This window comes from Mariniluteicoccus endophyticus (assembly GCF_054780035.1).
Genome location: NZ_BAAGXC010000010.1, coordinates 1 through 22708, shown reverse-complemented (window position 1 = coordinate 22708; position 22708 = coordinate 1). Strand labels below are relative to the sequence as shown.

Here is a 22708-nt window from a genome sequence, read left to right as displayed (position 1 = left end):
GCGTCCCGAAGCCTCGACGGAGGCCGACGGCACGCACCATCATCCCGACGCCGCCATGCACCATCTGCCGGCGCCGAGGAAGTCCCTGACCACCCTTGTCGTCGAGGCCCTGCCCACGGCCGTACGCCGGCTCGACCCGCGTTCCATGGTCCGCTCGCCGGTCATGTTCGTCGTGTGGATCGGTTCGATCCTGACCACCGTCCTGGCGTTCGTCCACCCGTCGCTGTTCGCGTTCTCGCTGGTGCTGTGGCTCTGGGCGACGGTGATCTTCGCCAACCTGGCCGAGGCCATCGCCGAAGGTCGGGGCAAGGCCCAGGCCGCCAGCCTGCGCGCCGCGAAGAAGGACACCGTGGCCCGCCGCCTCAACGACGGCTTCGAGACCCGGGTGCCCAGCTCCGAGCTCGTGATCGGCGACCTCGTGGTGCTCGAGGCCGGCCAGGTCATCCCCGGCGACGGCGACGTCATCGAGGGCGTCGCCTCGGTGGACGAGTCGGCCATCACCGGTGAGTCCGCGCCGGTGATCCGCGAGGCCGGCGGTGACCGCTGCGCCGTCACCGGCGGCACCACGGTGCTATCGGACCGCATCGTCGTCCGCATCACCGCCAAGCCCGGCGAGTCCTTCCTCGACCGCATGATCGCCATGGTCGAGGGCGCCTCGCGCCAGAAGACGCCGAACGAGATCTCGCTGAACATCCTGCTGTCGGCACTGACGATCATCTTCCTGCTGGCCGTCGTGACCCTGCAGCCGTTCGCGGCGTACTCGAAGGCCGCCCAGGACGTGATCGTCCTGGTGGCGCTGCTGGTCTGCCTCATCCCGACGACGATCGGCGCGCTGCTCGCCGCCATCGGCATCGCCGGCATGGATCGCTTGGTCCAGCGCAACGTGCTGGCCACGTCTGGCCGCGCCGTCGAGGCCGCCGGCGACGTGTCGGTGTTGCTGCTCGACAAGACCGGAACCATCACCTACGGCAACCGTCGCGCCACCAACTTCCTGCCCCTGCCGGGCGTCGAGCGTGCCGACCTGGTCCGTGCCGCGCTGGCGTCCAGCCTCGCCGACGAGACGCCCGAGGGCCGCTCGATCGTCGAGCTCGCCACCGCCGAGGTCCCCGCCGACGCCGCCCGTCTGGAGGCCCTGACCGACGGCCTGGAGGTCGTCCCCTTCACCGCGGAGACCCGCATGTCCGGCATCGACGCCCCCGACGGCGCCCGCATCCGCAAGGGTGCCGCTTCGGCCGCCCTGGCCTGGGTCGCCGACAACGACGGCCACGCGCCCGACGAGGTGAACGACCTGGTCCACGACGTCTCCGCCGCCGGCGGTACGCCGCTGGTCGTCGCCGAGCACACGCGCGGCCGGGCGGCCCGCGTCCTCGGCGTCATCGCACTGTCCGACGTGGTCAAGGAGGGCATCCGCGAGCGCTTCGCGTCCCTGCGCACGATGGGCATCCGTACCGTCATGATCACCGGCGACAACGCCGTCACCGCCCGCCACATCGCCGAGGAGGCCGGCGTCGACGACTTCCTCGCCGAGGCCAAGCCGGAGGACAAGGTCGCGCTGATCCGGCGCGAGCAGACCGGTGGCGCCATGGTCGCCATGTGTGGCGACGGCACCAATGACGCGCCCGCCCTGGCCCGCGCCGACGTCGGCGTGGCCATGAACACCGGCACGTCCGCGGCCAAGGAGGCCGGCAACATGGTCGACCTCGACTCCGACCCCACCAAGCTCATCGAGGTCGTGGAGATCGGCAAGCAGCTCCTCATGACGCGCGGCGCGCTGACGACGTTCTCCATCGCCAACGACGTCGCCAAGTATTTCGCGATCATCCCGGCCATGTTCGTCGTCGCGTTCCCCCAGCTGCAGGCCCTCAACCTGATGCGCCTGCACTCGCCCCAGTCCGCAATCCTGTCGGCGGTCGTCTTCAACGCACTGATCATCATCGCCCTGATACCGCTCGCCATGAAGGGCGTACGCCAGCGCGCACTGTCGGCCGGCGCCCTGCTCCGTCGCAACCTGCTGGTCTACGGCCTCGGCGGGCTGGTCGCACCGTTCATCGGCATCAAGCTCATCGACCTCGTCGTCTCGCTCATCCCGGGGCTCTGACATGTCGCCCCGTACCGGGGCGCGACGTATCCGCCACGCCCGACGACCGGCCCGACCCCGACTCTTTCCCCGTAGCCCCGTCCCACCAAGGATCTCCACCATGAACCTGCTCCGCCAGACCGTCGCCGGCCTCCGCGCGATGGTCGCCCTCACCCTCGTCCTCGGCGTCGTCTACCCGATCGTGGTCGCGGTGATCGCCAACGTCACGATGCACGACCGGGCCACCGGCTCGGTCATCACCGTCGGCGGTCGCTCCGCCTCCACGCTCATCGGCCAGCGCTTCGAGGGCGACCAGTGGCTCCAGCCGCGCCCCTCGGCCGCAGGTGACGGCGGTTACGACGGCCTCGCCTCCGCGGGTTCGAACCTTGGCCCGAACAGCACCGAGCTGCGCGGCCAGGTGGCGCAGCGCCGCGCCGAGATCTTCAGGCGCGATGGTGCCGAGTCGATCCCGGCCGACGCGGTCACCGCGTCGTCGTCGGGTCTCGACCCGCACATCTCTCCCGAGTACGCCGAGCTGCAGGTCGCCCGCATCGCCCGCGTACGCCACCTCGACGAGGGTCAGGTCCGCGCCATCGTCGCCCGCCACACCGAGGGTCGGATGCTTGGCTTCCTCGGCGAGCCGCGCGTGAACGTGGTGAAGGTCAACGCCGACCTCGCGCGCTGAGCACGACATGAGTGAGACTGGTCCGGTGACCACGCCCGCGGCCCAACCGCCCACCCGTGGGGAGCTGCGCGTCCTGCTCGGGGCCGCGCCCGGAGTGGGCAAGACGTACGCGATGCTCGGCGAGGGACGGCGTCGGGCGCAGCGCGGAACCGACGTGGTGGTGGCGTTCGTGGAGACCCACGGGCGCCGCCACACCGCGGCCCAGCGCGAGGGGCTGGAAGTCGTGCCGCGCCGCACGATCACCCACCAGGGCGCGTCGTTCACCGAGATGGACGTCGACGCGGTCCTCGCCCGCCGGCCAGAGGTCGCTCTGGTCGACGAGCTTGCCCACACCAACGTCACCGGTGCGCGCAACGCCCGCCGTTGGCAGGACGTCGAGGAGCTGCTCGCCGCCGGCATCGACGTCATCACCACCGTCAACGTCCAGCACCTGGAGTCGCTGAACGACGTGGTCGCGCAGATCACCGGCGTACGCCAGCGCGAGACGGTGCCCGACAGCGTCGTGCGCGCGGCCGACCAGATCGAGCTGGTCGACATGGCACCGGAGGCGCTCCGCCGCCGCATGGCCCACGGCAACGTCTACCCGTCGGAGAAGGTCGACGCGGCGCTGAACAACTACTTCCGCCCCGGCAACCTGGCCGCCCTGCGCGAGCTGGCGCTGCTGTGGGTCGCCGACCGCGTGGACGCGGGCCTGGCGGACTATCGGCGTACGCACGACATCGACGCGCCGTGGGCCACGCGCGAACGCGTCCTCGTCGCCCTGTCCGGCGGGTCCGAGGGGGCGGCGCTCATCCGACGCGGCGCGCGGATCGCGTCGAAGGGCGTCGGCGGCGAGCTCGTGGCGGTCTACGTGGCGCGTTCCGACGGCCTCGTCGACCGCGACCGCAGCGAGCTGGCCGCGCAGCAGCGCCTGGTGACCGACCTCTCGGGGACGTTCAACACGCTCACCGGCGAGGATCCGGCCGAGGCGGTGCTCGAGCACGCCCGCAGCATCAACGCCACCCAGATCGTCGTCGGCATGACCCGCCGCCGCCCGTGGCAACGCCTGTTCGGCGCGCCCGTCAGCCAGCGCATCATCAGCGGGTCCGGCGAGATCGATGTCCACATCGTCAGCCACGACCTCGCCGGCACCGGCCACGGACGCCACCGCCCGGCGCCCCTGCCGGCGCACCGCCGACTGGCGGGTCTGTCCGCGGCGATCGTCCTCCCGGCGCTGCTGACCATGGCGTTCCTCGCCGCCCCGCAGTCCTACTCGCAGTCGCTGGCCCTGATGACCGGCCTCGCCGTGACCGTCGCCGTCGCCCTCATCGGCGGCCTGCTGCCGGCCATGGTGGCCGCCGTACTGGCGTCGCTGCTGGTGAACTGGTTCTTCACGCCCCCGCTGGGGACCCTCACGATCTCCGACCCCAAGAACATCCTGGGCCTGGTCGTCTTCGCCCTCGTCGGCATCGCCGTGGCGACCGTGGTGGACCGCGCGGCCGCGCGTGCTCGTCTGGGCGCCGAGGCCCGCGCCGAGGCCGACACGCTGATGTGGCTCACCTCGCAGACCCGCGGCGAGGCGCTGACGGTCGAGAACGTGCTCGCGCAGATCCAGCAGACCTTCCGCCTCGACTCGGTCGAGTTCCGCCGGCGCGACGCGATCACGTCGCCGTGGCAGGTGGTCGCCGCCGCGGGTACGCCGGACGGCGAACCGGACTCCCTGCTGGCGCTGGGAGAGCTGCGCGACTTCGCCGTCCGCGGCCGCGCGCTGACCGTCGCCGAGCAGCGCGTCCTGGCCGCGTTCGGAGCGCAGATCCTCAACGAAATCGAGCGTGAGGACCTCGTCGCCGCCGCCGAGGCGGCCGACGAGCTCCAGGAGCGGACGGACTTCCAGACCGCGCTCCTCGCTGCGGTCTCGCACGATCTGCGGACGCCGCTGGCCGCCATCAAGGCCAGCTCCAGCTCCCTGCTGGCCCCCGACATCGAGCTCGATCCCGACGACCGTCGCGTACTGCTGACGATGGTCGACGAGAACGCCGACCGTCTCGAACGGCTCATCGGCAACCTGCTGGACATGACCCGGCTCGAGACCGGCAACATGCAGGCCCGTCCACGCGCGGTACTACTCGACGAGGTCGTCCGCGCGGCCGTCGCGCCCCACCCACCCGGTCGCGTCCTTGTCGAACAGCCCACCGGGCTGCCCATGGTCCGCACCGACCCGGGTCTGGCCGAGCGCGTCGTCGCGAACATCGTCGACAACGCCCTGCGCCACCAGCCCGCCGACGAACCCGTACGCCTGGTCGCCGAGGTCGTCGCCGACCGCGTCGAGCTGCACGTCGTCGACACCGGGCCCGGCGTACCCCCGGCTCGGCGCGAACGGATGTTCCAACCGTTCCAGCGCCTCGGCGACTCCGGGAACGGTCTCGGCCTCGGGCTCGCCGTCGCGTCCGGACTCGCCCGCGCCACCGGCGCCACACTCGAGGCCGAGGACACCCCCGGCGGGGGCCTGACGATGGTCATGACCTTCCCGCCGGCCGTGGAGTCGCCGGCCAGCCCCGAGGATCTTGGCGCCGAAGGGCAGGATGGGGACCGTGACTGAGAATCGGCCGACCGTCCTCGTCGTCGACGACGAGCCGAGTCTGGTCCGCGCGCTCGAGATCAACCTGCGGGCACGAGGGTTCGACACGGTGTCCGCCTCCCACGCGCAAGGGGCATTGCTCGCCAGTTCCGAGCGCCACGTCGACCTCGTCATCCTCGACCTCGGCCTGCCGGACCGCGACGGCCTCGACGTCTTGGCCGGCATCCGCGGCTGGTCGTCGGTGCCGATCATCGTGCTCAGCGCTCGCCACACCTCCGACGACAAGGTCGAGGCCCTCGACGCCGGTGCCGACGACTACATCACCAAGCCGTTCGAGATCAACGAGCTCATGGCCCGCATCCGGGCCGCGCTGCGCCGCGGCGAGCCGACTTCCGCCGAGCAGCCCGTCGTCGATGCCGGTCCCCTGCGCATCGACCTGGCCGCCACCCGCGTGACACGCGAGGGCGAGGAGGTACGCCTCACACCGACGGAGTGGCGCATCCTCCACCTGCTGGCCCGCACCCCCGACGTGCTCGTGCCGCAGGCGAAGCTGTTGACCGAGGTGTGGGGTCCGGGCTACGAGCGCGAGACCCAGTACCTGCGCGTCTACCTCGCCACGCTGCGCCGGAAGCTCGAGCGCGACCCGAGCCACCCGGCTCACCTCATCACCGAACCCGGACTGGGCTACCGGCTCTCCACGCGGACGGACGGCGACAGGGCACAATGAGCGCCGGGGAACTGGCGTGCCCGCCTTCCCGTCCAGTCTGAGATGTCCCCCGACCAGACGAGGTGTTCGATGTCGCAGGTACCGCCCGGCAACAGTTGGCCGCAGCCCATGCCCCCACAGGGTCCGCCACTGTGGCAACCGCCCGCGAGCTCGCAGCCGGGCGCCATGCCGCCGGTCGGGGCCAACCCCCATGGGACCGCCGCCTGGCCGCCTGGCTGGCCGATGCTGCGGAGCAAGCCGCAGGCCGTCGTCGGACCGATCGTGGTCATCGCCATCGGCGGCCTGGTCGCCCTGCTGATCACCCTGATCACCGGCAGCGACAGCTTCGCCAAGGGCAACCCCATGCCGTTCTTGCTAGGCATCGTCTTCTCGATGGTCGTGGCCACGGTAGGCACGCTCTACCTGCACTGGCTCGACCGGTGGGAGCCGGAGCCGCCGCTGCTGCTGGCGTCGGCGTTCTTCTGGGGCGGCGGTGTCGCACTCATCCTGGTGATTCTCTTCACCATCCCGCTGGCGGGGATTCCCGAGGCGCTCAGTGCGGCGGTCGTGGCGCCGCTGACCGAGGAGTCTGCGAAGGGCCTGTTCCTGGTCGTGGTCCTCCTCGCGTCGCGCCGTGGTCGGTCGGAGCTGAACTCGCTCACCGACGCCCTCGTGTACGCCGGCTTCATCGGCATCGGTTTCTCGTTCGTCGAGGACATGATGTACATCGCCGGTGGCGAGACCGCCGGCGAGGCCGCCGTGGTGATGATCCTCCGCGGCCTCGGGGCCTTCAGCCACTCGGTCTACACCGGCATGACGGCCATCGGCGTATGGAGAGGTATCAACTCGACCGGCGCGATGCGCTATGTGTGGCCGTTCCTCGGCTGGTGCGCCGCGGTGTTCCTCCACGCCATGCACAACGGCTCCACCCTGTTCGGCCTGGCCGCGGTGCTGATCGCCATGGTCGTGTTCGACCTGGGCGGCTTCATCTTCTACCTCGTGATGGGCCTGCGTTCCCGCAAGCAGGAGAAGGCCGTCGTCGGCCAGCAGCTCCACCCGATGGTCAACGCCGGCTGGGTCAGCCCCGCCGAGGCCCAGTGGCTGTCGTCGCTCACGCAGCGCCGGGCCCGCATGTCGTTGCCCCACATGAGCTCCGCCGAGCAGAAGCGGTTGCGTGGCTTTCGCGACGACGCGACCGAGCTCGCCTTCGTGCGGGCGCGCCTCGACGAGCAGGCCCGACGAGGAAGGCCACTGAGCAAGGAGCTCCTCACCCAGCACGACCAGCTCGTCGCCCAGCTGCGCGCCAGCCAGGAGTGGGTCAACGGCCGCCTGCCGCCCGCGCCCACCGGTTGGACGCCCCCGCCGCCAGGCGTGCGGTGATGTCGTGACCATGCCCCCGCCCGGTTGGCCGCACCAGCCCGCACGCTCACTACGTCGCCCGCAGGCCGTGGCGTACCCCCTGATCACCATCGGGCTGGGCGGGAGTGTCCTCGCCGTCATGGCGATCATGGCCGTGGCCCAGGCCCGGCACGACCCGCTGATGTCGCTCCTGACGGCCCTGGTCCTGGCGGGGTGGGTCGCGCTCGGCATGGCGGCGCTGCGGCTGCTGGACCGGTGGGAGCCCGAGCCGCCCCACCTGCTCGCGGCCGCGTTCCTGTGGGGGGTGGGCGTGGTGCCGCTCGCGGCCTTCTTCGGCGACCTCATCGCCGAACAGGTGCCGGGCAGCTGGGGATCGTACGTCTTCATCCCCCTGCTGGCCGAGCTGTTCAAGCTGTGCTTCCTGCTGCTGGTGCTGCTCGCCTCGCGCCGCGGACGCAACGAGCTCACCTCGCTGACGGACGTCATCGTGTACGCCGGCACCGTCGGCCTCGGCCAGCTGTTCGCCACCGGGCTGCTCGACACGGCGGGCAGCAGGTCGTGGAGCGGCCTGCTGCGCCGCACCGGGGAGCTGGTGCTGGGCGCGTACTCCCCCGCGGTCGCCGCGGCAGCGGCCGGCATCGCCCTGTGGATCGGTCTCACCTCGCGTCCGCCCACGCGGGTCGTCGCGCCGCTGCTGGGCCTTGCCGCCGCCCTGTGCCTGTCGGTGCTGACGGCCTGGGCGCCGACCTCGATCGCCGTCGTGGCCATCCGCCTCGCCGCGCTGGCGACCCTGATCTGGTACGCCCGCGGCCGCGCCGGCGAGGGCGAGCAGGTGCTCGCCCGACACCTGCCCGTCATGGTCACCAGCGGATGGGTCGACCCCGTCGACGCTGAGTGGTTGAGCAGCCTCGAGGGGCGTCGCGCGTGGCTGCGCGCGGCCCGGCGCGCGGCCGGGCCCGTGGAGCACGGCCGGCTGCTCACGCTGCGCGACAACGTCAGCGAGCTGGCGTACGTGCGCGACCTCCTGGACGCCCAGGTGGCGTCGGGGCGTACGCCGGGGCCCGAACTGCTGGCACAGCACGACGAACTGGTCGGGCTTCTCCTCGACTACAGGCGATCCAAGACGTGACCCACCTCACATCGTGCTTACCGTGTCCACCTCGAGCAGGCCGGCGGCATCAACCTCCCGGCCGCCCGCGTCCTCTCCACCGACGCCGGCGAGACCGTCGCCGTCATCGACACCGCCTGATCCACCGCTCGACGAGGGCCGGTCCCATTCGGGGCCGGCCCTCGGTAATTCCCGAATCCGCACCGAAACAGGAATTTCCGCCGATAAGCAGGTTTGCCGCCATTAGGTGACTCGCTGGTAATATCGCAGCACCCGACGGAAGGCCCTTCATGACTGATCCCGGGCTCATTCAACCCACGGACGAGGAAACCGTCCGCTCAGATTTCGCCACAACGCTCAACCAGGCGGTGCGTGACAAGCGGTTGACCCTTGAACGCATCAGGGCCCGGCTGGCCTCCGCAGGCACCCCCGTGTCGATCGCCACCCTCTCGTACTGGCAGACCGGGCGATCTCTCCCGACCCGGTCGTCCAGCCTCCGGGTGGTCACCGAGCTCGAGCGCGTGCTCGACCTCAACGAGGGCACGCTGACGTCGCTGGCCAGCGAGGAGCGCCGCCGACGCAGCCGCCACCTCGCCGACTGGGAGAAGGTCATCCCCTCCGCCGACGTGGCCGCGGGCATCATCACCGAGATGGGCATGGAGCTCCCCCCCGGTGACCTCACCCGCCTCACCGTCCACGACACCCTGACCGTCGACCACGACCGCACCGAGGCCACCCAGCTCACCCGCATGGTGCTGCGGGCCGAGCGCTCCGGCGCCCTGCGCTGGCCGGTCGTCCTCGAGCAGGACGCCGAGACGGGTGTCGTCGCCGACGTCAACGCCGTCTCTTCCTGCACCGTCGGCGAGACCGTCGCCATCCCCGAGCGCAACCTCACCGTTGCCGAGATGATCCTCCCCCGCCCGCTTGAACGCGGCGAGCTCGCCATGGTCGAGTTCCTTGTCACCTTCGGCCGCACAAACCGCCAGAGCTTCCGCATCGAGCGCTCGTGCGTCAACCCCGCCCGCGAGATCGCCCTCGAGGCGCGCTTCCCGCGCGACGCGGAACCCCGCGAGACCGTCGCCTTCAAGCGCCCCCAGATGGAGGACGGCGAGGACATCGACCTCCGCGAAGTCACGCTCGACGGCCACGGCGCCCAGTTCATCGTCCACGACCCCGACCCGGGCGTGTACGGCCTCCGCTGGGAATGGGCGTGACGCGCCGCTAGATTCGACGCCGTGACGATCTCCGTACGCACCATCACGTCCGACGAGCACCTCGCGTTCCTCGCCGAGCGGGCCGAGCACGATTTGGTCAGCTTCCTCCAGACCCCCGCCTGGGCGAAGGTCAAGAGCGAGTGGCGCGCCGAGTCGCTGGGCTGGTTCCGCGACTCCGAGCTGGTCGGCGTCGGGCTCGTCCTCTATCGGTCGCTGCCGAAGATCGGCCGCTGCCTCGCCTACCTGCCGGAGGGCCCCGTCATCGACTGGGCCTGCGCCGACCTCGCCGACCACCTCGACGCGCTGGTCGCCCACGCGAAGCGGGCCGGCGCCTTCGGCGTACGCATCGGCCCGACCGTCGTCCGCCGCACCTGGGACGCCGAGACCATCAAGGCTGCCATCGCCGACCCCGGCATCCGGTCACTGACCGACGTCACCCCGACTACCGAGAACCTCGTTGCCACCCGCGTCCACAACACGCTGCGACACGCCGGCTGGCTGCCGCCCAAGCCGGAGGGCGAGGGTTTCGCCGCCGGCCAGCCGCGGTTCAACTTCTGGCTCCGCCTCGCTCACCCCGACGGCACCCCCAAGACGCCCGACGAGGTGTCGAAGGGCATGAACCAGCTGTGGCGCCGCAACATCAAGAAGGCCACCAAGTCCGGCGTGGAGGTACGCCTCGGCGACCGCGCCGACCTGCCGGCCTTCCACCGCGTCTACGTCGAGACCGCCGAGCGCGACGGCTTCACGCCGAGGCCCCTCGCGTACTTCGAGACGATGTGGGACGCGCTGCGCGCCGAGGACCCCCACCGCATCCGCCTCTACCTCGCCGAGCACGAGGGCGACCTCGTCGCCGCGACCACCTGGGTACGCGTCGGCCAGCACGCCTGGTACTCCTACGGAGCCTCCACCAACGCCAAGCGCGACGTACGCGGCTCCAACGCCATCCAGTGGCAGATGATGTCCGACGCCCTCGAGGCGGGCGCGCGCGTCTATGACCTGCGTGGCATCACCGACTCCGTCGCCGACGACGACCCCCACCTGGGCCTCATCCAGTTCAAGGTCGGCACGGGCGGCGAGGCCGTCGAATACCTCGGCGAGTGGGACCTGCCCATCAACACCCCGCTGTACCGGCTGTTCGACGCATACATGAATCGCAACGCGCTGAAGGCGAAGGCCCGCGCCGTCGCGGGTCGCGCCAAGGGGCTGGTGGGGAAGGTACGCGGCCGCTCCCGATAACGTGGGGTCCGTGACCGGACTGACGCTGACCATCGACGAACCGCGCTGGCGCAAGCACCTCACCGCCACCGCCGACCGCACGCCGGGGCTCGTCCCCGTCGCAAAGGGCAACGGCTACGGCTTCGGCCTGGCGAGGCTCGCCGACGAGGCGACGCGCCTGGGCATGCGCACCATCGCGGTGGGCACCCCCGCCGAGGCCATCCGCATGAGGGAACACTTCGATGGCGACATCGTCGTGCTCCTGCCGTGGGAGGCCAACGACCCCGAGGCCGTCCATCTGGCGCGAGACCCGCGTGTGGTGCTCACCGTCGCCCGCATGGCCGACTTCGAGGTTCTGGCCAACCTGGGCGGTGACCAGGCCCCTCGCGTGCTCGTGGAGTGCCTGACCTCGATGAAGCGCCACGGGCTCGGCAAGGACGACATGGAGGCCGCAGTCCACATGGCCGACGCGCTCCAGGTGGAGGGCTGGACGATCCACCTCCCCATGGCCGGCGACCACTCCGGCGAGGCCCGCGCCCTGGGCCAGCGCGCCCGCGACATACTCCGCGTACCGCTCTGGTTCTCCCACGTGCCCGATGCGTCCTACCGTGCGCTGGCGCACGAGTTCGGCCAGGACGCCACCCGCCTGCGCCTCGGCACCAAGTTGTGGCTGGGTGACCCCGGTGCCCTGTCGGTGACCGCAACCGTCCTCGACGTCCACCCCGTCCGGCGGGGGGAGCGCATCGGCTACCATCAGCGCCCGGTGCTGCAGGACGGCTGGGTCGTGGTCGTCTCCGGCGGAACCGCCAACGGCATCGGCCTCGAGGCGCCGAGCTCGGTGAAGTCCGTGCGCCAGCGCGCCATCTCCGTCGCCACCGGCGGCCTGGAGGCGGCCGGTCTGGCCCTGTCGCCGTACGAGGTCGACGGCGCCAAGCGCTGGTTCGTCGAACCGCCCCACATGCAGTCGTCGCTGGTGTTCCTGCCGGGCAAGGCGAAGGCGCCGTCGGTCGGCGACGAGATCCCTGTGGCCGTGCGCAACACCATCGCGACGTTCGACCGCACCGCTGCTGCCCGCGTGGACGACCCCGAGGTCTGACGTTCTCTCCTGCCGCGGACTTCACTGCTGCGGGGTGCCGCGCCGGGGACTGGGCTGCCGCGGTGGGGTGGGGACTTCGCTGCCGGGTCTACCAACTGCTCCCTCGCTCGTTCCTCGCTCGGTCGGGGCGGCCAGACCCACGACCCGGCGGCGAAGTCCCCACCCCCCGCTTTCAGGTCACCATCCCTGCTCTCCAGCGAGCCGCCCTTCCACTGTTCTCCGAGCGAGGCCGTCCGCAGCCGAGACGAGCGTGCCCGATCATCCAAAAGTCGCCCCAACCCGCCCGGTGTTGGGCGTGTCGCACCAACTCCTGGACGATTCGGCACGCTCCTCTTGTCGCTGGCGCTCGCTCGCAGAACAGAACGGCGCAAGGCCGAAGGCGCAAGACCTTCCTCAGAGCACCTTCCTCAGAGCACAAGGGCGCAGGGGCGTTCAGTCGTTGAGCAGGTGGGCGCGAACGGCCCGGGTGTCGTCGTCGGTCCAGCCGAGCGGGCGGAGCATCTCCTCCACACCGCCGAAACGGTCCTCCGCGTAGCCGAGGAACGCGTCCATCGACTCGGGGTTGGTCAGGTGCGACGACAGCGGGCGGCCCTCGAGGTTGGCCCGGTAGGTGTCGGACGCGACGAGCTTGTCCACGATCTGCTGCATGCGCTCAGAGCTCGCCGCGTAGTCCGCGACGATCGCGTCGCGCTCGGCGCCGGCGAGCGAGAGGGCGAGGGCCACGGTGGTCCTGGTGCGGTCCTTGCCGGCGGCGCAGTGGACGATCGCTGCACCCCGCGCGTTCCCGATCGCCCGCAGCGCGCCGACGACCGACTCGGGCCGTTCGACCAGGTAGGACAGGTAGTGGGACGCGAACGCGTCCTCGACCTCGACTGCCGGGAGGCGCCCGATCCACGGCAGAGCCTTGCCGACCGTCTCGGAGCCGACCATCGCCTGCTCCTCGGCCGCCTCCTCCGCCTGGGACTCCGCGTCACGCGCGTGGTCGGGAAGGTCGGTCGCCTCCTGTTCCGGCAGGTACGAGAAGTGGTGGAACGTGATGCCCGGATGGCCGACCAGCGGCCCGTCGCCCTCGTGGTGGACCTCGTACGCCGAGCGCAGGTCGACCACGTCGGTCACCCCGAACGTGACGAGCTGTTTGATGTCGGCGGGCGTGAGGTGCTGCAGGTTGTCGGAGCGCAGCATCCGCAGCGACTTGATCCGGCCCCCGTCGACGGTGGGGATCCCACCGACGTCGCGGGCGTTGACGAGTGAGTCGAAGGCGAGCCAGGCAGTCACGGTGCGAACCTAGTCCCCAGCGGTTACGCGCAGATGACCGGGGTTGGCCAACGGACCGTCGGGTTGGTTGAATCCCCCGTGACCCGACTCCAGGGAGAGCTCGTGACCATACAGACCCCGCAGGCCGCAACCATCGCCGGCGCCACAGCTGTGGACGACCCGCGACCTTGGTGGCGTCCTGTGCGTCTGCGTCGCGCCCTGCTCACCCAGCCGAGAAGCGCGTGGGTCGTGGCGCTGGCTGCGTTCTTCGCGTACACCCTTCTGGGCTGGCAGCAGTGGCGCCGGTTCCAGTCGCCGTCATGGGACCTCGCGATCTTCACCCAGGTCCTCCAGGGGTACGCGAAGCTTCAGCTGCCCGTGGTCGACGTGAAGGGCGCGGGCTACCAGATCTGGGGCGACCACTTCCACCCGCTGCTGGCGGTGCTGGCGCCCGCGTACGCCCTGTTCCCGTCGGCGTTCACGCTGCTCGTGCTGCAGGCGGGGCTGCTGGCGCTCTCAGCGTTCTTCATCGCCAAGACGGCCCACGAGCACCTCGGTCGGGGTTCGGGCTGGGCGCTGGGAATGGCGTACGCGTTCTGCTGGGGTGTGCAGCAGGCCGCCGCCGTGCAGTTCCACGAGGTGGCGCTCGGCGCGCCGATCCTGGCGATCGCACTCTGGGCGCTGATGCGGGAGAACTGGCTGACCGCCGGGATCTGGGCCTCGCTGCTGGTCTTCGTGAAGGAGGACCTGCCGCTGACCGTCGCCGCGTTCGGCGTGGTGCTCGCGTGGCGGTCCCGCCGCTGGTTGATCGGCGGCATCCTCGTCGTCTGGGGCGTGTTCATGGTGTGGCTGGCGATGAAGGTCGTCCTGCCGGCGTTCAACCCCGAGGGGAAGTACGACTACGGCAAGAACATCTCGCTCGGCGACATCCTCGCCGACCCGTTCGGCATCGCCCACCAGATCTTCACCAACGAGAAGAAGATGTCGACGCTGCTCCTGCTGTGCGTGTGCGTGATGTTCACGCTGCTGCGCAGCGAGCTCGCGCTCGTGGCCGTGCCGACGCTGGCGTGGCGGTTCCTGTCGGCCAACGAGGGCCACTGGGGCCCGACGTGGCACTACTCGCTGATGCTCATGCCCGTGGCGTACGCGGCGGCCGTCGACGGGTGCGCGCGCCTGAGGAGGTCACGGTTCTGGGCGTTGCGGGGCTGGGGGCTCCACGGGTCGGCGATGGCGTTGGCGGTGTCGATCGCTCTGCTGAACCAGATGCCGCTGCGGGATCTGCGCCCCGGTGAGAAGTGGGAGCTCGGCAGCCGCCAGGCAGCCGCTGCTGCTGCCGTCGACCTGGTGCCACACCGCGCGCTCGTCGCCGCCGACGTGTCGCTGATGAACCAGCTCGTCGGCGACCGCGACCTGTACTACATCGGCCAGAAGGGCAACCCCGTCGCCGAGTGGCTGGTCATCGACAACGTCGCCGGCGGGTGGAACCAGCAGGTCGACATCGCGACCTACGGCGGCCAGATCTACCCGGGTACGAAGTGGGAGACCGTGTTCGACGCGGAGGGGTACCAGGTCGCGCGGCGGCGATAGCTCCTCGTCTCGCTGGCGCTCGCTCGGAGGACAGGTGACCGGGGTCGCCCGGAGACAGAAACGTTCAGGCGCGGCGGACGAGCGCCAGGAGCAGCATCTTCAGGTAGGCGCCAAGCCGGGAGTCGCCCATGTCGGGCACGAGCTGGTTGAGCGTGGCGTGGCTGTGGATGGCGTGCAGCAGTTCGATGGCCGACCCTGTGGGCAGGGCTAGCCCGAGCCCGCGCGAACGCAGCTTGGACTCGATGGTCTGGGCGAACAGTGCGGACATCTCGTGGTCGAAGTGGGCGAACGTTCGCCCGAAGTCGGGGTTGCGGATGGCGTGCATGCGCAGCTCGGCCTGGAGCAGGACGTCCTCGCGCAGCGTCGGCTGGGTGGCGACGAACAGGTCCACGGAGCGGTCGATGAGCTGGTCGACGGTGTCGTCCTCGGGCGGGGTCTGCGAGGCCTGGTGAATGGCGGCCTCAGCGCTGTCGAGCTGGGCCTGGGCGCTGCGGCGGAGCAGGTCGAGCGCCAGGTCATCCTTCGACTCGAAGTTCGAGTAGAACGCGCCGCGGGTGAACCCGGCGCGCTCGCAGATCTCCTCGACGCTCGCCGCGGCGAACCCCCGCTCGGCGATCACGTCGACGGCCGCGGACATCAGCTTCTGACGCGTCTTCTCGCGGCGCGGGCTGATCGTCTCCATGGGAGTGGGGTTCCGTTCGATGTTGGTCGGCTTGCGTACCTCACCCTATCGGATACATTGGTGCATCGGATACACGCCTGTATCCAAAAGTCTCGACCGACAGGATCCGACGCTCTTGTCCAGCTATCTGTACGCCCTGGGGCGCCTCTGCTTCCGACGCCGTGGTCGCGTCCTCGCCGCCTGGCTGGCGGCGATGGTCCTGCTCGGCGGCATCGCCGGCGTCATCGGGGGCAAGTTCTCCGACGAGTTCGAGATTCCCGGCGCGCCGTCGCAGGAGGCGCTGACGCAGCTCTACCAGACGTTCCCCGAGGTCGCGGGCACGCGCGCGACCCTCGTCGTGGTGCCCCCGACCGGCCAGACCGTCGACATGCCCGGCCTGCGCGGCCCGCTCGAGGAGGGCCTGAAACAGCTCGACGAGTCGAAGCCCTGGATCTCCGCGGCGATGTCGCCGTTCGACCCGCTGGTCTCCGGCATGATCAACGACCGCCGCGACGCGATGATGGCCAACGTCATGCTCGACGTGGCGTCCACCGACGTCACCGACGCCCAGCGCGCCGACCTCACCAACTGGGCCAACCAGCTGCGCCCCAAGCTGCCGGAGGGCACCGAGATCGCGATGGGCGGCGACGCGTTCTCCGTCGAGATCCCCAAGATGTCGGCCACGGAGGGCCTCGGCGTCATCGTCGCGTTCATCGTCCTGATCGTGACCCTCGGCTCGGTCGTCGCCGCCGGCATGCCGCTGGTCACCGCCATCTGGGGTGTCGGCATCTCGATGCTACTGATGCTTGGCGCGACGGGTCTGACGGCCATCAGCTCGACCGCGCCGATGCTCGCCGTCATGCTGGGCCTGGCCGTCGGCATCGACTACGCCCTGTTCATCCTGTCGCGCCACCGCGAACAGCTCAGCCACGGCATGGACGCCGAGGAGTCCACCGCCCGCTCGGTCGCCACCGCCGGATCCGCAGTGATCTTCGCTGGCCTGACCGTCGTGATCGCGCTCATGGGCCTCGGCCTGGCCAACATCCCGTTCCTCACCGTCATGGGCATCTTCGCCGCCATCGGCGTCGCCATGGCCGTGCTCATCGCGCTCACCATGCTGCCCGCGCTGATGGGTTTCGCGGGCGAACGTCTGCGCCCGAAGAAGGCGCCGAAGCCCGGGGAGGCGTACGACGCCGGGGCCCGGGCCGCCGCCGAGGCGAAGGCCGCGCGCAGCCCGTCCGGCTGGTGGGTACGCGTCGTCACGAAGGTGCCCGCCCTGACCGTCGCGGTGGTCATCGTCGCGCTGGGAGCGCTCGCCATCCCGGCGCCCGACCTGCGGCTGAGCCTGCCCAACTCCGGCCAGCACGAGGTCCACGCACCCGACCGCATCTCCTACGACCTCATCGCCGAGAAGTTCGGCCCCGGTCACAACGGGCCGCTGATCGTGACCGCCGAGATCATCGGTTCGACCGACCCGCTGAAGCTCATGGCCGACCTCAAGAAGGAGGTCGAGGCCGTCCCGGGCGTCCACTCGGTGCCGATGGCCACGCCCAACCGCAACGCCGACACCGGTTTCATCCAGATCGTCCCCACGACCGCCCCCGACGACCCCGCCACCAAGGACCTCGTCGCGGCGCTGATCGCCAAGGCGCCGGAGTGGAAGCAGAAGTACGGCGTCGACACCGCCGTCACCGGCATGACCGCCGTCCAGATCGACATCTCCGACCAGCTCACCCGCGCGCTCATCCCGTTCGGCATCTTCGTCGTGGGCCTGTCGCTGGTGCTGCTCACGATGGTGTTCCGGTCGATCGCCGTGCCGCTGAAGGCGACGCTGGGCTACCTCCTGTCGGTGGCCGCGTCGTTCGGCGCGACCTCGCTGGCCTTCACCCACGGCGTCGGCAAGGAGATCATCAACCTCGAGAAACCCATGGCGGTCATCTCGTTCTATCCGATCCTGCTCATGGGCATCCTGTTCGGCCTGGCCATGGACTACGAGGTCTTCCTCGTCTCCCGCATGCGCGAGGAGTACGTCCACGGCGCCAACGCCAAGGAGGCCGTCCACAAGGGCTTCGTCGGCTCGGCACCGGTCGTGGTCGCCGCCGCGCTCATCATGATCGCGGTCTTCGCGTTCTTCGTCCCCGAGGGCATGGGCCCCATCAAGGCCATCGCGTTCGGCCTGGCCGTCGGCGTCGCCGTCGACGCGTTCGTCGTCCGCATGACGCTCGTCCCCGCCGTCCTCGCGCTGCTCGGCGACAAGGCCTGGTGGCTGCCGAAGTGGCTCGACCGCCGCCTGCCGTCGTTCGACGTCGAGGGCGAGGCGCTCGCCCACCAGCTCGAGCTGCAGTCGTGGCCGTCGCCCGACGACCCCCACGTCGTCGTCACCGAGGGCTTCGCCGTCCGCGGCCACCCCACCGCCGACAACCCCAGCGGCGACGTCACCCCGCCGGTCGAGCTGCGGCTCATGCCCGGCGACGTCCTCGTCGTCGAGGGCCCCGTGGTCCGGCGTACGCCGATGCTGCTCGCCCTGTCCGGCCGTCTCACCGGCTCGACAGGCCGGGCCAAGGTCGCCGGGCTCGTCCTGCCCGAGCAGGCCTCGGGCGTACGCCGCCGCGTCGCGCTCGTCGACTGCCTCCACCGCGACGGCAGCGACAAGCACGCCTCCATCCGCGACGACCTCGACCGGGCCATGCGCAACCCGCGCGTCGACCTCATCGTCATCGACGGCGCGGACGCGCTGCCCAGCCACGACGAGCGCGCGGCGGTCGCCGAGCTCGCCCACGCCGTCCAGGCGCCTCCGGACGGCGTCACGCCCCCCGCGGTGATTCTCGGCGTCGCCGACGCCTCCGTCGTTGCCGACCTCGTCCCCGACACCGCGTACCAGATCACCATCGGCGAGCCCGAGGCCCGCCACGCCGAACTCCAACTCGCCACACAGGAGCACTGATGATCAGCCTCGAACGCGCCAGCCACCACCTCCCCGTCCGCTGGCAGAGTCTCGTCGGGGTGCTGCTCGTCCCGATCCTCGTCAGCCTCGGCTTCCTCGGCGCCACCTGGGGGGCCACCGACCGTCTCCACCGTGTCGAGGCGGCCGTGGTCAACCTCGACCAGATGGTGGAGGTCAACGGCCAGACGATCCCGCTGGGGCGCCAGCTCGCGGCGGGGCTCGTCGAACGCCGCGACGACAACCTGCGCTGGGTGCTCGCCGACGCCGAGCACGCCAAGGACGGGCTCGAGTCGGGCCGCTTCGCGGCCGTCGTGACGATCCCCAAGGAGTTCTCGGCGAAGGCGACGTCGTTCTCCGGTCAGGCCGACAGGGCCAAGCAGGCGACGATCAACGTCGAGACCTCGAAGATCACCGGCATCGCCGACTCGGCGGTCGCCCAGATCATCGCCGACACCGCGAAGTCGTCGGTCAACAAGCTGCTGACCGAGAACTACCTCGACAACATCTACATCGGCTTCAACGACATGGGCAAGCAATTCGTCACCGTCGCCGACGGCGCCCGCAAGCTCTCCGACGGCACCACCGCCCTGTCCGACGGCCTCGGCCAGTCCGCCACGGGCTCGCGCGAGCTCGCCACCGGCATGCAGTCGTACGCCGACGGCGTACGCAAGACCGCCGACGGCACCGGCGAGCTCGCCGACGGCATGGACAAGCTGTCGGCCGGCGGCGTCGAGCTCGCGAACGGGTCCGCCGCGCTCGCGACCGGCCTGGGCACCATGGCCGAGCAGACGAAGGACCTGCCCTCGCAGACCCGCCAGCTCGCCGACGGCACCGCCCAGATGGCCGGTGGCGTCAAGCAGCTCGTCGACGGCGTCCAGCAGATCCCGGTGATGATGCGCTCCCAGACCATCACCCAGCCCGACGGCACGACCACGCCAGGCCTGATCCCCGGAGCCACCCAGTACGTCAACGGCGTCAGCCAGCTCGTCGACGGCATGGCGCCGGTGCTCGACCAGCTCGACAAGGTCCAGATCACCGACCAGGACCGCGCGAACATCATGGCGGCGGCCGACCAGCTCGCGACGGTCCAGTCTCAGGCGAAGACGTACGCCGGCCAGCTCCAGCAGGCCTCCCAAGCACCCTGCCCGACCGTGACGGGCGTGACCGCCGCACAGCAGCAGCAGATCTGCGCGGCGTGGGCCCAGAGCCAGGCGTACCTCACCACCGCGAGCCCGCAGACGGGCGGGCGTACGCCGGTGCAGTGGGCCAACGACATCGCCGCGTCGCCCGAGCTGACGCAGGCCATCGAGCAGACGCGCACGATGCTGCCCCAGCTGCCGCAGATGATCGAGGGCGCCAAGCAGATCCGCCAGCTCAAGCCCGGCGGGCAGGCGCTCCTGGCGGGCCTCGACCAGATGGCCGCCGGCATCGAGGGCCAGAAGGACCAGATGAACCAGGCCGTCAACGGCGCCAACCAGCTCGCCGCCGGCACCGACGCGCTCGCCGACGGCATGCCCGCCCTCGTCGGCGGCATCAAGCAGTCGGCCGACGGCGCGTCGAAGCTGTCGACCGGCGTGAAACAGTACACCGACGGCGTCACCGAGATCTCCAAGGGCACCCGCGAGCTGGCGACCGGCATGGACCAGCTCGCCGACGGCGGCCAGAAGCTCGCCGACGGCACCGATGCGCTGGCCGGCGGCCTCGAACAGGCGGACAAGGGCGGCAAGGAGCTCGCCAAGGGGTCGAAGGAGATGGCCGACGGCCTCGCGGAGGGTGCGACGAAGATCCCGCACTACTCCGAGACCGACCGCCAGGCCCTGAAGACCGTCGTGGCCGAGCCCGTCGCCCGCGGCGGCAACGCCGAGCTCATCCCCGAGGCCGTCGCCACCACCCTGCTGATGGTGCTGTCGCTGTGGCTGGGCGCGCTCGCGACCTACTTGGTCGTGCAGGCGGTCTCGACGCGGGCGCTGACGTCGACGCGCCCCACGTGGCAGCTCGCCGCGTTCGCCATCGCGCCGGGGCTGGCGATCGCGGCGGTGCAGGCCATCGCCCTGACCGCGATCGGGCAGGTCGTGCTGGACCTGTCGCTGTTCAAGACGATGGGCGTGCTGGCGATGCTGCTTCTCGGCGGTGCGGTGTTCGTCGCCGTCAACCACGCGCTCGTCGCCTGGTTCGGCGGCGCGGGCCGCATCGTGTCGATCATCATGGTGACCTTCACCGCCGCCAGCGGGATCATCTCCGCTGTGCCGGAGCTGTTCGACGCCGTGACACCGCTGCTGCCGCTGACGCCCGTGCTGCACGGCGTCCGCGCGATCATCACCGACAGCCCGGGCGTGACCGGCGCGGTGGGCACGTCGCTGCTGTGGCTGGTGGTCGCCCTCGTGGCGAGCATCGCCGCGGTGATGCGCCAGCGCTCGGTGACGCCCGAGCGGTTTACGTCGATGCTGCCGAAGCGTCTGCTGCACGCCTGATCCCCGGCGCCCGGGCGGGAACCCCCGCCGCTCGGGCGGGAGCCCGGCGTCCGGGCTGCGCGGGTTCGCTCCGCGGCTGGGACGCCGAGCCGTGGGGCTCGTCGGTCCGCAGCTGCTCCATCGATCTGCGAACGACCGCTGCTCTCCGAGCGAGCGCCAGCGAGACGAGGAGCAAGCCAGTCCCGTTTCAACCTCGTCAGCCGTCGCATGCTGGCCCTCGCCGCGTTCGGCACAGTCGGCGCGGTCGTCGGCTGCAGCAACACCGACAGCAACGCGCTGTCGACCCCGAGCTCGGTGGCACGGTGTTCGTCGCCGTCAACCATGCGCTGGTCGCCAGGTTCGGCGGCGCGGGCCGCATCGTGTCGATCGGGCGAGCCTCGCCGCGGTGATGCGCCAACGCTCCGTGGCGCCCGAACGGTTCACGTCGATGCTGCCGAAGCGTCTGCTGCACGCCTAGATCCCCCAGCTGACTTCCTTCCCAGGTCGAGTTCATCGAGAGGTTACCTCTTTCGACAGGTCTTCCCAGAGCGCGGATGAAGTCCAGTCTCTCGAAGCGTCGTTGCCAACTGACCGTCGGTCTGCTTGAGTGGGGCACATGACCCTGAGGTTCGTTCGAGTCGCCCTGGCGGCGACCTTGATCTCCGGTTTCGGACACCCCCAGCCCACGCCGATTCTGAACCCACGGCGTCATGGAGCGTTTCTCCGTCACCGACTCGCGCTGCCACACCCAAGGCAGGACTCATTTCACCTTGGATTCCCTGCTCGCGCGTTGCGCCATACCACGAAGAACGCGAGGCGAAACAGAACGACTACATAGGCAAGACGCCATGGGGGGAAGCTGACATCGCCTTTCTCTGCGGACGCCCGGATGGATACATGGACAAGAACGGGTTCGGCTTCTTGCACCTCTTCGACGGCCCACAGCCGTCGCATCGCGAGAAGTACCAGCAACTCACCGTTGGCACCGACATGACCTGGGAAGAGCTCGCAGATATGGCAATTAGTGTCGCCTTGGAGGAGCAGCCCCTGGTTCAAGACAACCTAAACTGGTGCTACCGATCAAAATTGAGGCGCTACGTGCGCAGGACTGGCGAAACCGTGGGAATCTTTGATTTCGTCGTGATCGTCGACCCCTCATACATGTCCATTGTCACCACATACCCGGGCCCCGATTGCCGGCCCGAAAAGAAGATTTGACCACATGTCCGGCGCAGAGATAGAGGTTCGCGCATGGATATACTGGTTCATGCGTGCCACAAGCAAGCTCAGCAATTATTTCATCCTCTTCAAGACAAGGGGTATCGACGCCGTACTCGATATGACGGATATCGCCTATCTCAATTACGGAGAATCACCTTCGGGCCCCCGTCAAATGGCGAAGGAGACGACCCAGAGAGTATTCGACCACCTTGCATTCCATCGGTCCGACTCATATGTGCGACTGGTCCAACTCGGCGACAGGGGCTGGGTGGGAATCGAGCCGGACGCTGTTAGGCCCACCCCAATCCGTCCCCTCCTATCGAGCAGCGAGCGCGTGATTTTGAACGCTGCGGCGATCACCGGCGATCCGCGCCACTCACAACTGGAGCAGCGTACGTTCGTTTGCTTCGCCTGGCAAGCTGGAGCCTTCTGGAGAGACGACTTACTTGTCTTCCCAGAGCCAGCCGCGATCGATGATCAACTCGAGGAAACGGGCCCCACTCAGACATCCAGCCCACCAAGCCTTGCTCGCCGCCTCCTATCACATATTGACACTATTCCCGACACCCCCGAG

Annotated in this window: 16 protein-coding genes; 14 read left to right on the top strand and 2 right to left on the bottom strand. The window is 70.1% G+C overall.

Annotated elements, in window-relative coordinates:
- Positions 1 to 55: 55 nt before the first annotated feature.
- From kdpB to ACYVGD_RS02910, 9 genes are all read left to right on the top strand, one after another.
- Positions 56 to 2098 (top strand): potassium-transporting ATPase subunit KdpB, encoded by a 2043-nt coding sequence (kdpB, locus tag ACYVGD_RS02950; protein ID WP_460741605.1) that lies wholly within the window; start codon positions 56 to 58, stop codon positions 2096 to 2098.
- 100 nt (positions 2099 to 2198) lie between these two features.
- Positions 2199 to 2762, top strand: coding sequence for a potassium-transporting ATPase subunit KdpC (gene kdpC, locus ACYVGD_RS02945; RefSeq protein ID WP_460741495.1), 564 nt, complete (start codon positions 2199 to 2201; stop codon positions 2760 to 2762).
- A gap of 25 nt (positions 2763 to 2787) precedes the next feature.
- The gene (locus ACYVGD_RS02940; RefSeq protein ID WP_460741494.1) at positions 2788 to 5340 is read left to right on the top strand and encodes a DUF4118 domain-containing protein; all 2553 of its coding nucleotides are present in this window, start codon (positions 2788 to 2790) and stop codon (positions 5338 to 5340) included.
- Entirely contained in the window at positions 5333 to 6046 is a 714-nt protein-coding gene (locus ACYVGD_RS02935) for a response regulator (protein WP_460741493.1), read from the top strand. Before ACYVGD_RS02940 ends, ACYVGD_RS02935 begins: the two co-directional genes overlap by 8 nt.
- Positions 6047 to 6268: 222 nt before the next feature.
- Positions 6269 to 7405, top strand: coding sequence for a PrsW family intramembrane metalloprotease (locus ACYVGD_RS02930; RefSeq protein ID WP_460741492.1), 1137 nt, complete (start codon positions 6269 to 6271; stop codon positions 7403 to 7405).
- A gap of 67 nt (positions 7406 to 7472) precedes the next feature.
- Positions 7473 to 8513 carry a PrsW family glutamic-type intramembrane protease gene (locus ACYVGD_RS02925; protein ID WP_460741491.1) on the top strand — a complete coding sequence of 347 codons (1041 nt, stop codon included), beginning with the start codon at positions 7473 to 7475 and terminating at the stop codon, positions 8511 to 8513.
- 269 nt (positions 8514 to 8782) lie between these two features.
- The gene (locus ACYVGD_RS02920) at positions 8783 to 9706 is read left to right on the top strand and encodes a hypothetical protein (protein WP_460741490.1); all 924 of its coding nucleotides are present in this window, start codon (positions 8783 to 8785) and stop codon (positions 9704 to 9706) included.
- Positions 9707 to 9727: 21 nt separating this feature from the next.
- Complete coding sequence (locus tag ACYVGD_RS02915; protein WP_460741489.1) at positions 9728 to 10942, top strand: lipid II:glycine glycyltransferase FemX; 1215 nt, start codon at positions 9728 to 9730, stop codon at positions 10940 to 10942.
- 10 nt (positions 10943 to 10952) lie between these two features.
- Positions 10953 to 12017, top strand: coding sequence for an alanine racemase (locus ACYVGD_RS02910; RefSeq protein ID WP_460741488.1), 1065 nt, complete (start codon positions 10953 to 10955; stop codon positions 12015 to 12017).
- A 432-nt stretch (positions 12018 to 12449) separates the two neighbouring features.
- Here ACYVGD_RS02910 and ACYVGD_RS02905 read toward each other — a convergent pair whose 3' ends face one another.
- Entirely contained in the window at positions 12450 to 13292 is an 843-nt protein-coding gene (locus ACYVGD_RS02905) for a tyrosine-protein phosphatase (protein WP_460741487.1), read from the bottom strand.
- Positions 13293 to 13472: 180 nt separating this feature from the next.
- On the opposite strand from ACYVGD_RS02905, the gene ACYVGD_RS02900 reads away from it, so the two are divergent.
- Complete coding sequence (locus ACYVGD_RS02900; protein WP_460741486.1) at positions 13473 to 14858, top strand: DUF2079 domain-containing protein; 1386 nt, start codon at positions 13473 to 13475, stop codon at positions 14856 to 14858.
- A gap of 64 nt (positions 14859 to 14922) precedes the next feature.
- Here ACYVGD_RS02900 and ACYVGD_RS02895 read toward each other — a convergent pair whose 3' ends face one another.
- Positions 14923 to 15540 (bottom strand): TetR family transcriptional regulator, encoded by a 618-nt coding sequence (locus ACYVGD_RS02895; RefSeq protein ID WP_460741485.1) that lies wholly within the window; start codon positions 15538 to 15540, stop codon positions 14923 to 14925.
- Positions 15541 to 15655: 115 nt separating this feature from the next.
- On the opposite strand from ACYVGD_RS02895, the gene ACYVGD_RS02890 reads away from it, so the two are divergent.
- From ACYVGD_RS02890 to ACYVGD_RS02875, 4 genes are all read left to right on the top strand, one after another.
- Positions 15656 to 18463 carry an MMPL family transporter gene (locus ACYVGD_RS02890; RefSeq protein WP_460741484.1) on the top strand — a complete coding sequence of 936 codons (2808 nt, stop codon included), beginning with the start codon at positions 15656 to 15658 and terminating at the stop codon, positions 18461 to 18463.
- Complete coding sequence (locus ACYVGD_RS02885) at positions 18463 to 20934, top strand: YhgE/Pip domain-containing protein (protein WP_460741483.1); 2472 nt, start codon at positions 18463 to 18465, stop codon at positions 20932 to 20934. Before ACYVGD_RS02890 ends, ACYVGD_RS02885 begins: the two co-directional genes overlap by 1 nt.
- Positions 20935 to 21810: 876 nt before the next feature.
- A complete protein-coding gene (locus tag ACYVGD_RS02880; RefSeq protein WP_460741482.1) occupies positions 21811 to 22131 on the top strand; it encodes a hypothetical protein in 321 nt (106 codons plus the stop codon).
- A gap of 4 nt (positions 22132 to 22135) precedes the next feature.
- Positions 22136 to 22708: hypothetical protein (locus ACYVGD_RS02875; RefSeq protein ID WP_460741481.1), on the top strand; the 573-nt coding region annotated here is incomplete at its 3' end.

Excerpts from the sequence above, each read along its gene's own strand:
- ACYVGD_RS02885 (WP_460741483.1), top strand. The coding sequence starts at position 18,463 with ATGATCAGCCTCGAACGCGCCAGCCACCACCTCCCCGTCCGCTGGCAG.
- ACYVGD_RS02920 (WP_460741490.1), top strand. The coding sequence starts at position 8,783 with ATGACTGATCCCGGGCTCATTCAACCCACGGACGAGGAAACCGTCCGC.
- ACYVGD_RS02880 (WP_460741482.1), top strand. The coding sequence starts at position 21,811 with ATGGACAAGAACGGGTTCGGCTTCTTGCACCTCTTCGACGGCCCACAG.
- ACYVGD_RS02930 (WP_460741492.1), top strand. The coding sequence starts at position 6,269 with ATGCTGCGGAGCAAGCCGCAGGCCGTCGTCGGACCGATCGTGGTCATC.
- kdpB (WP_460741605.1), top strand. The coding sequence starts at position 56 with ATGCACCATCTGCCGGCGCCGAGGAAGTCCCTGACCACCCTTGTCGTC.
- kdpC (WP_460741495.1), top strand. The coding sequence starts at position 2,199 with ATGAACCTGCTCCGCCAGACCGTCGCCGGCCTCCGCGCGATGGTCGCC.
- ACYVGD_RS02895 (WP_460741485.1), bottom strand. The coding sequence starts at position 15,540 with ATGGAGACGATCAGCCCGCGCCGCGAGAAGACGCGTCAGAAGCTGATG.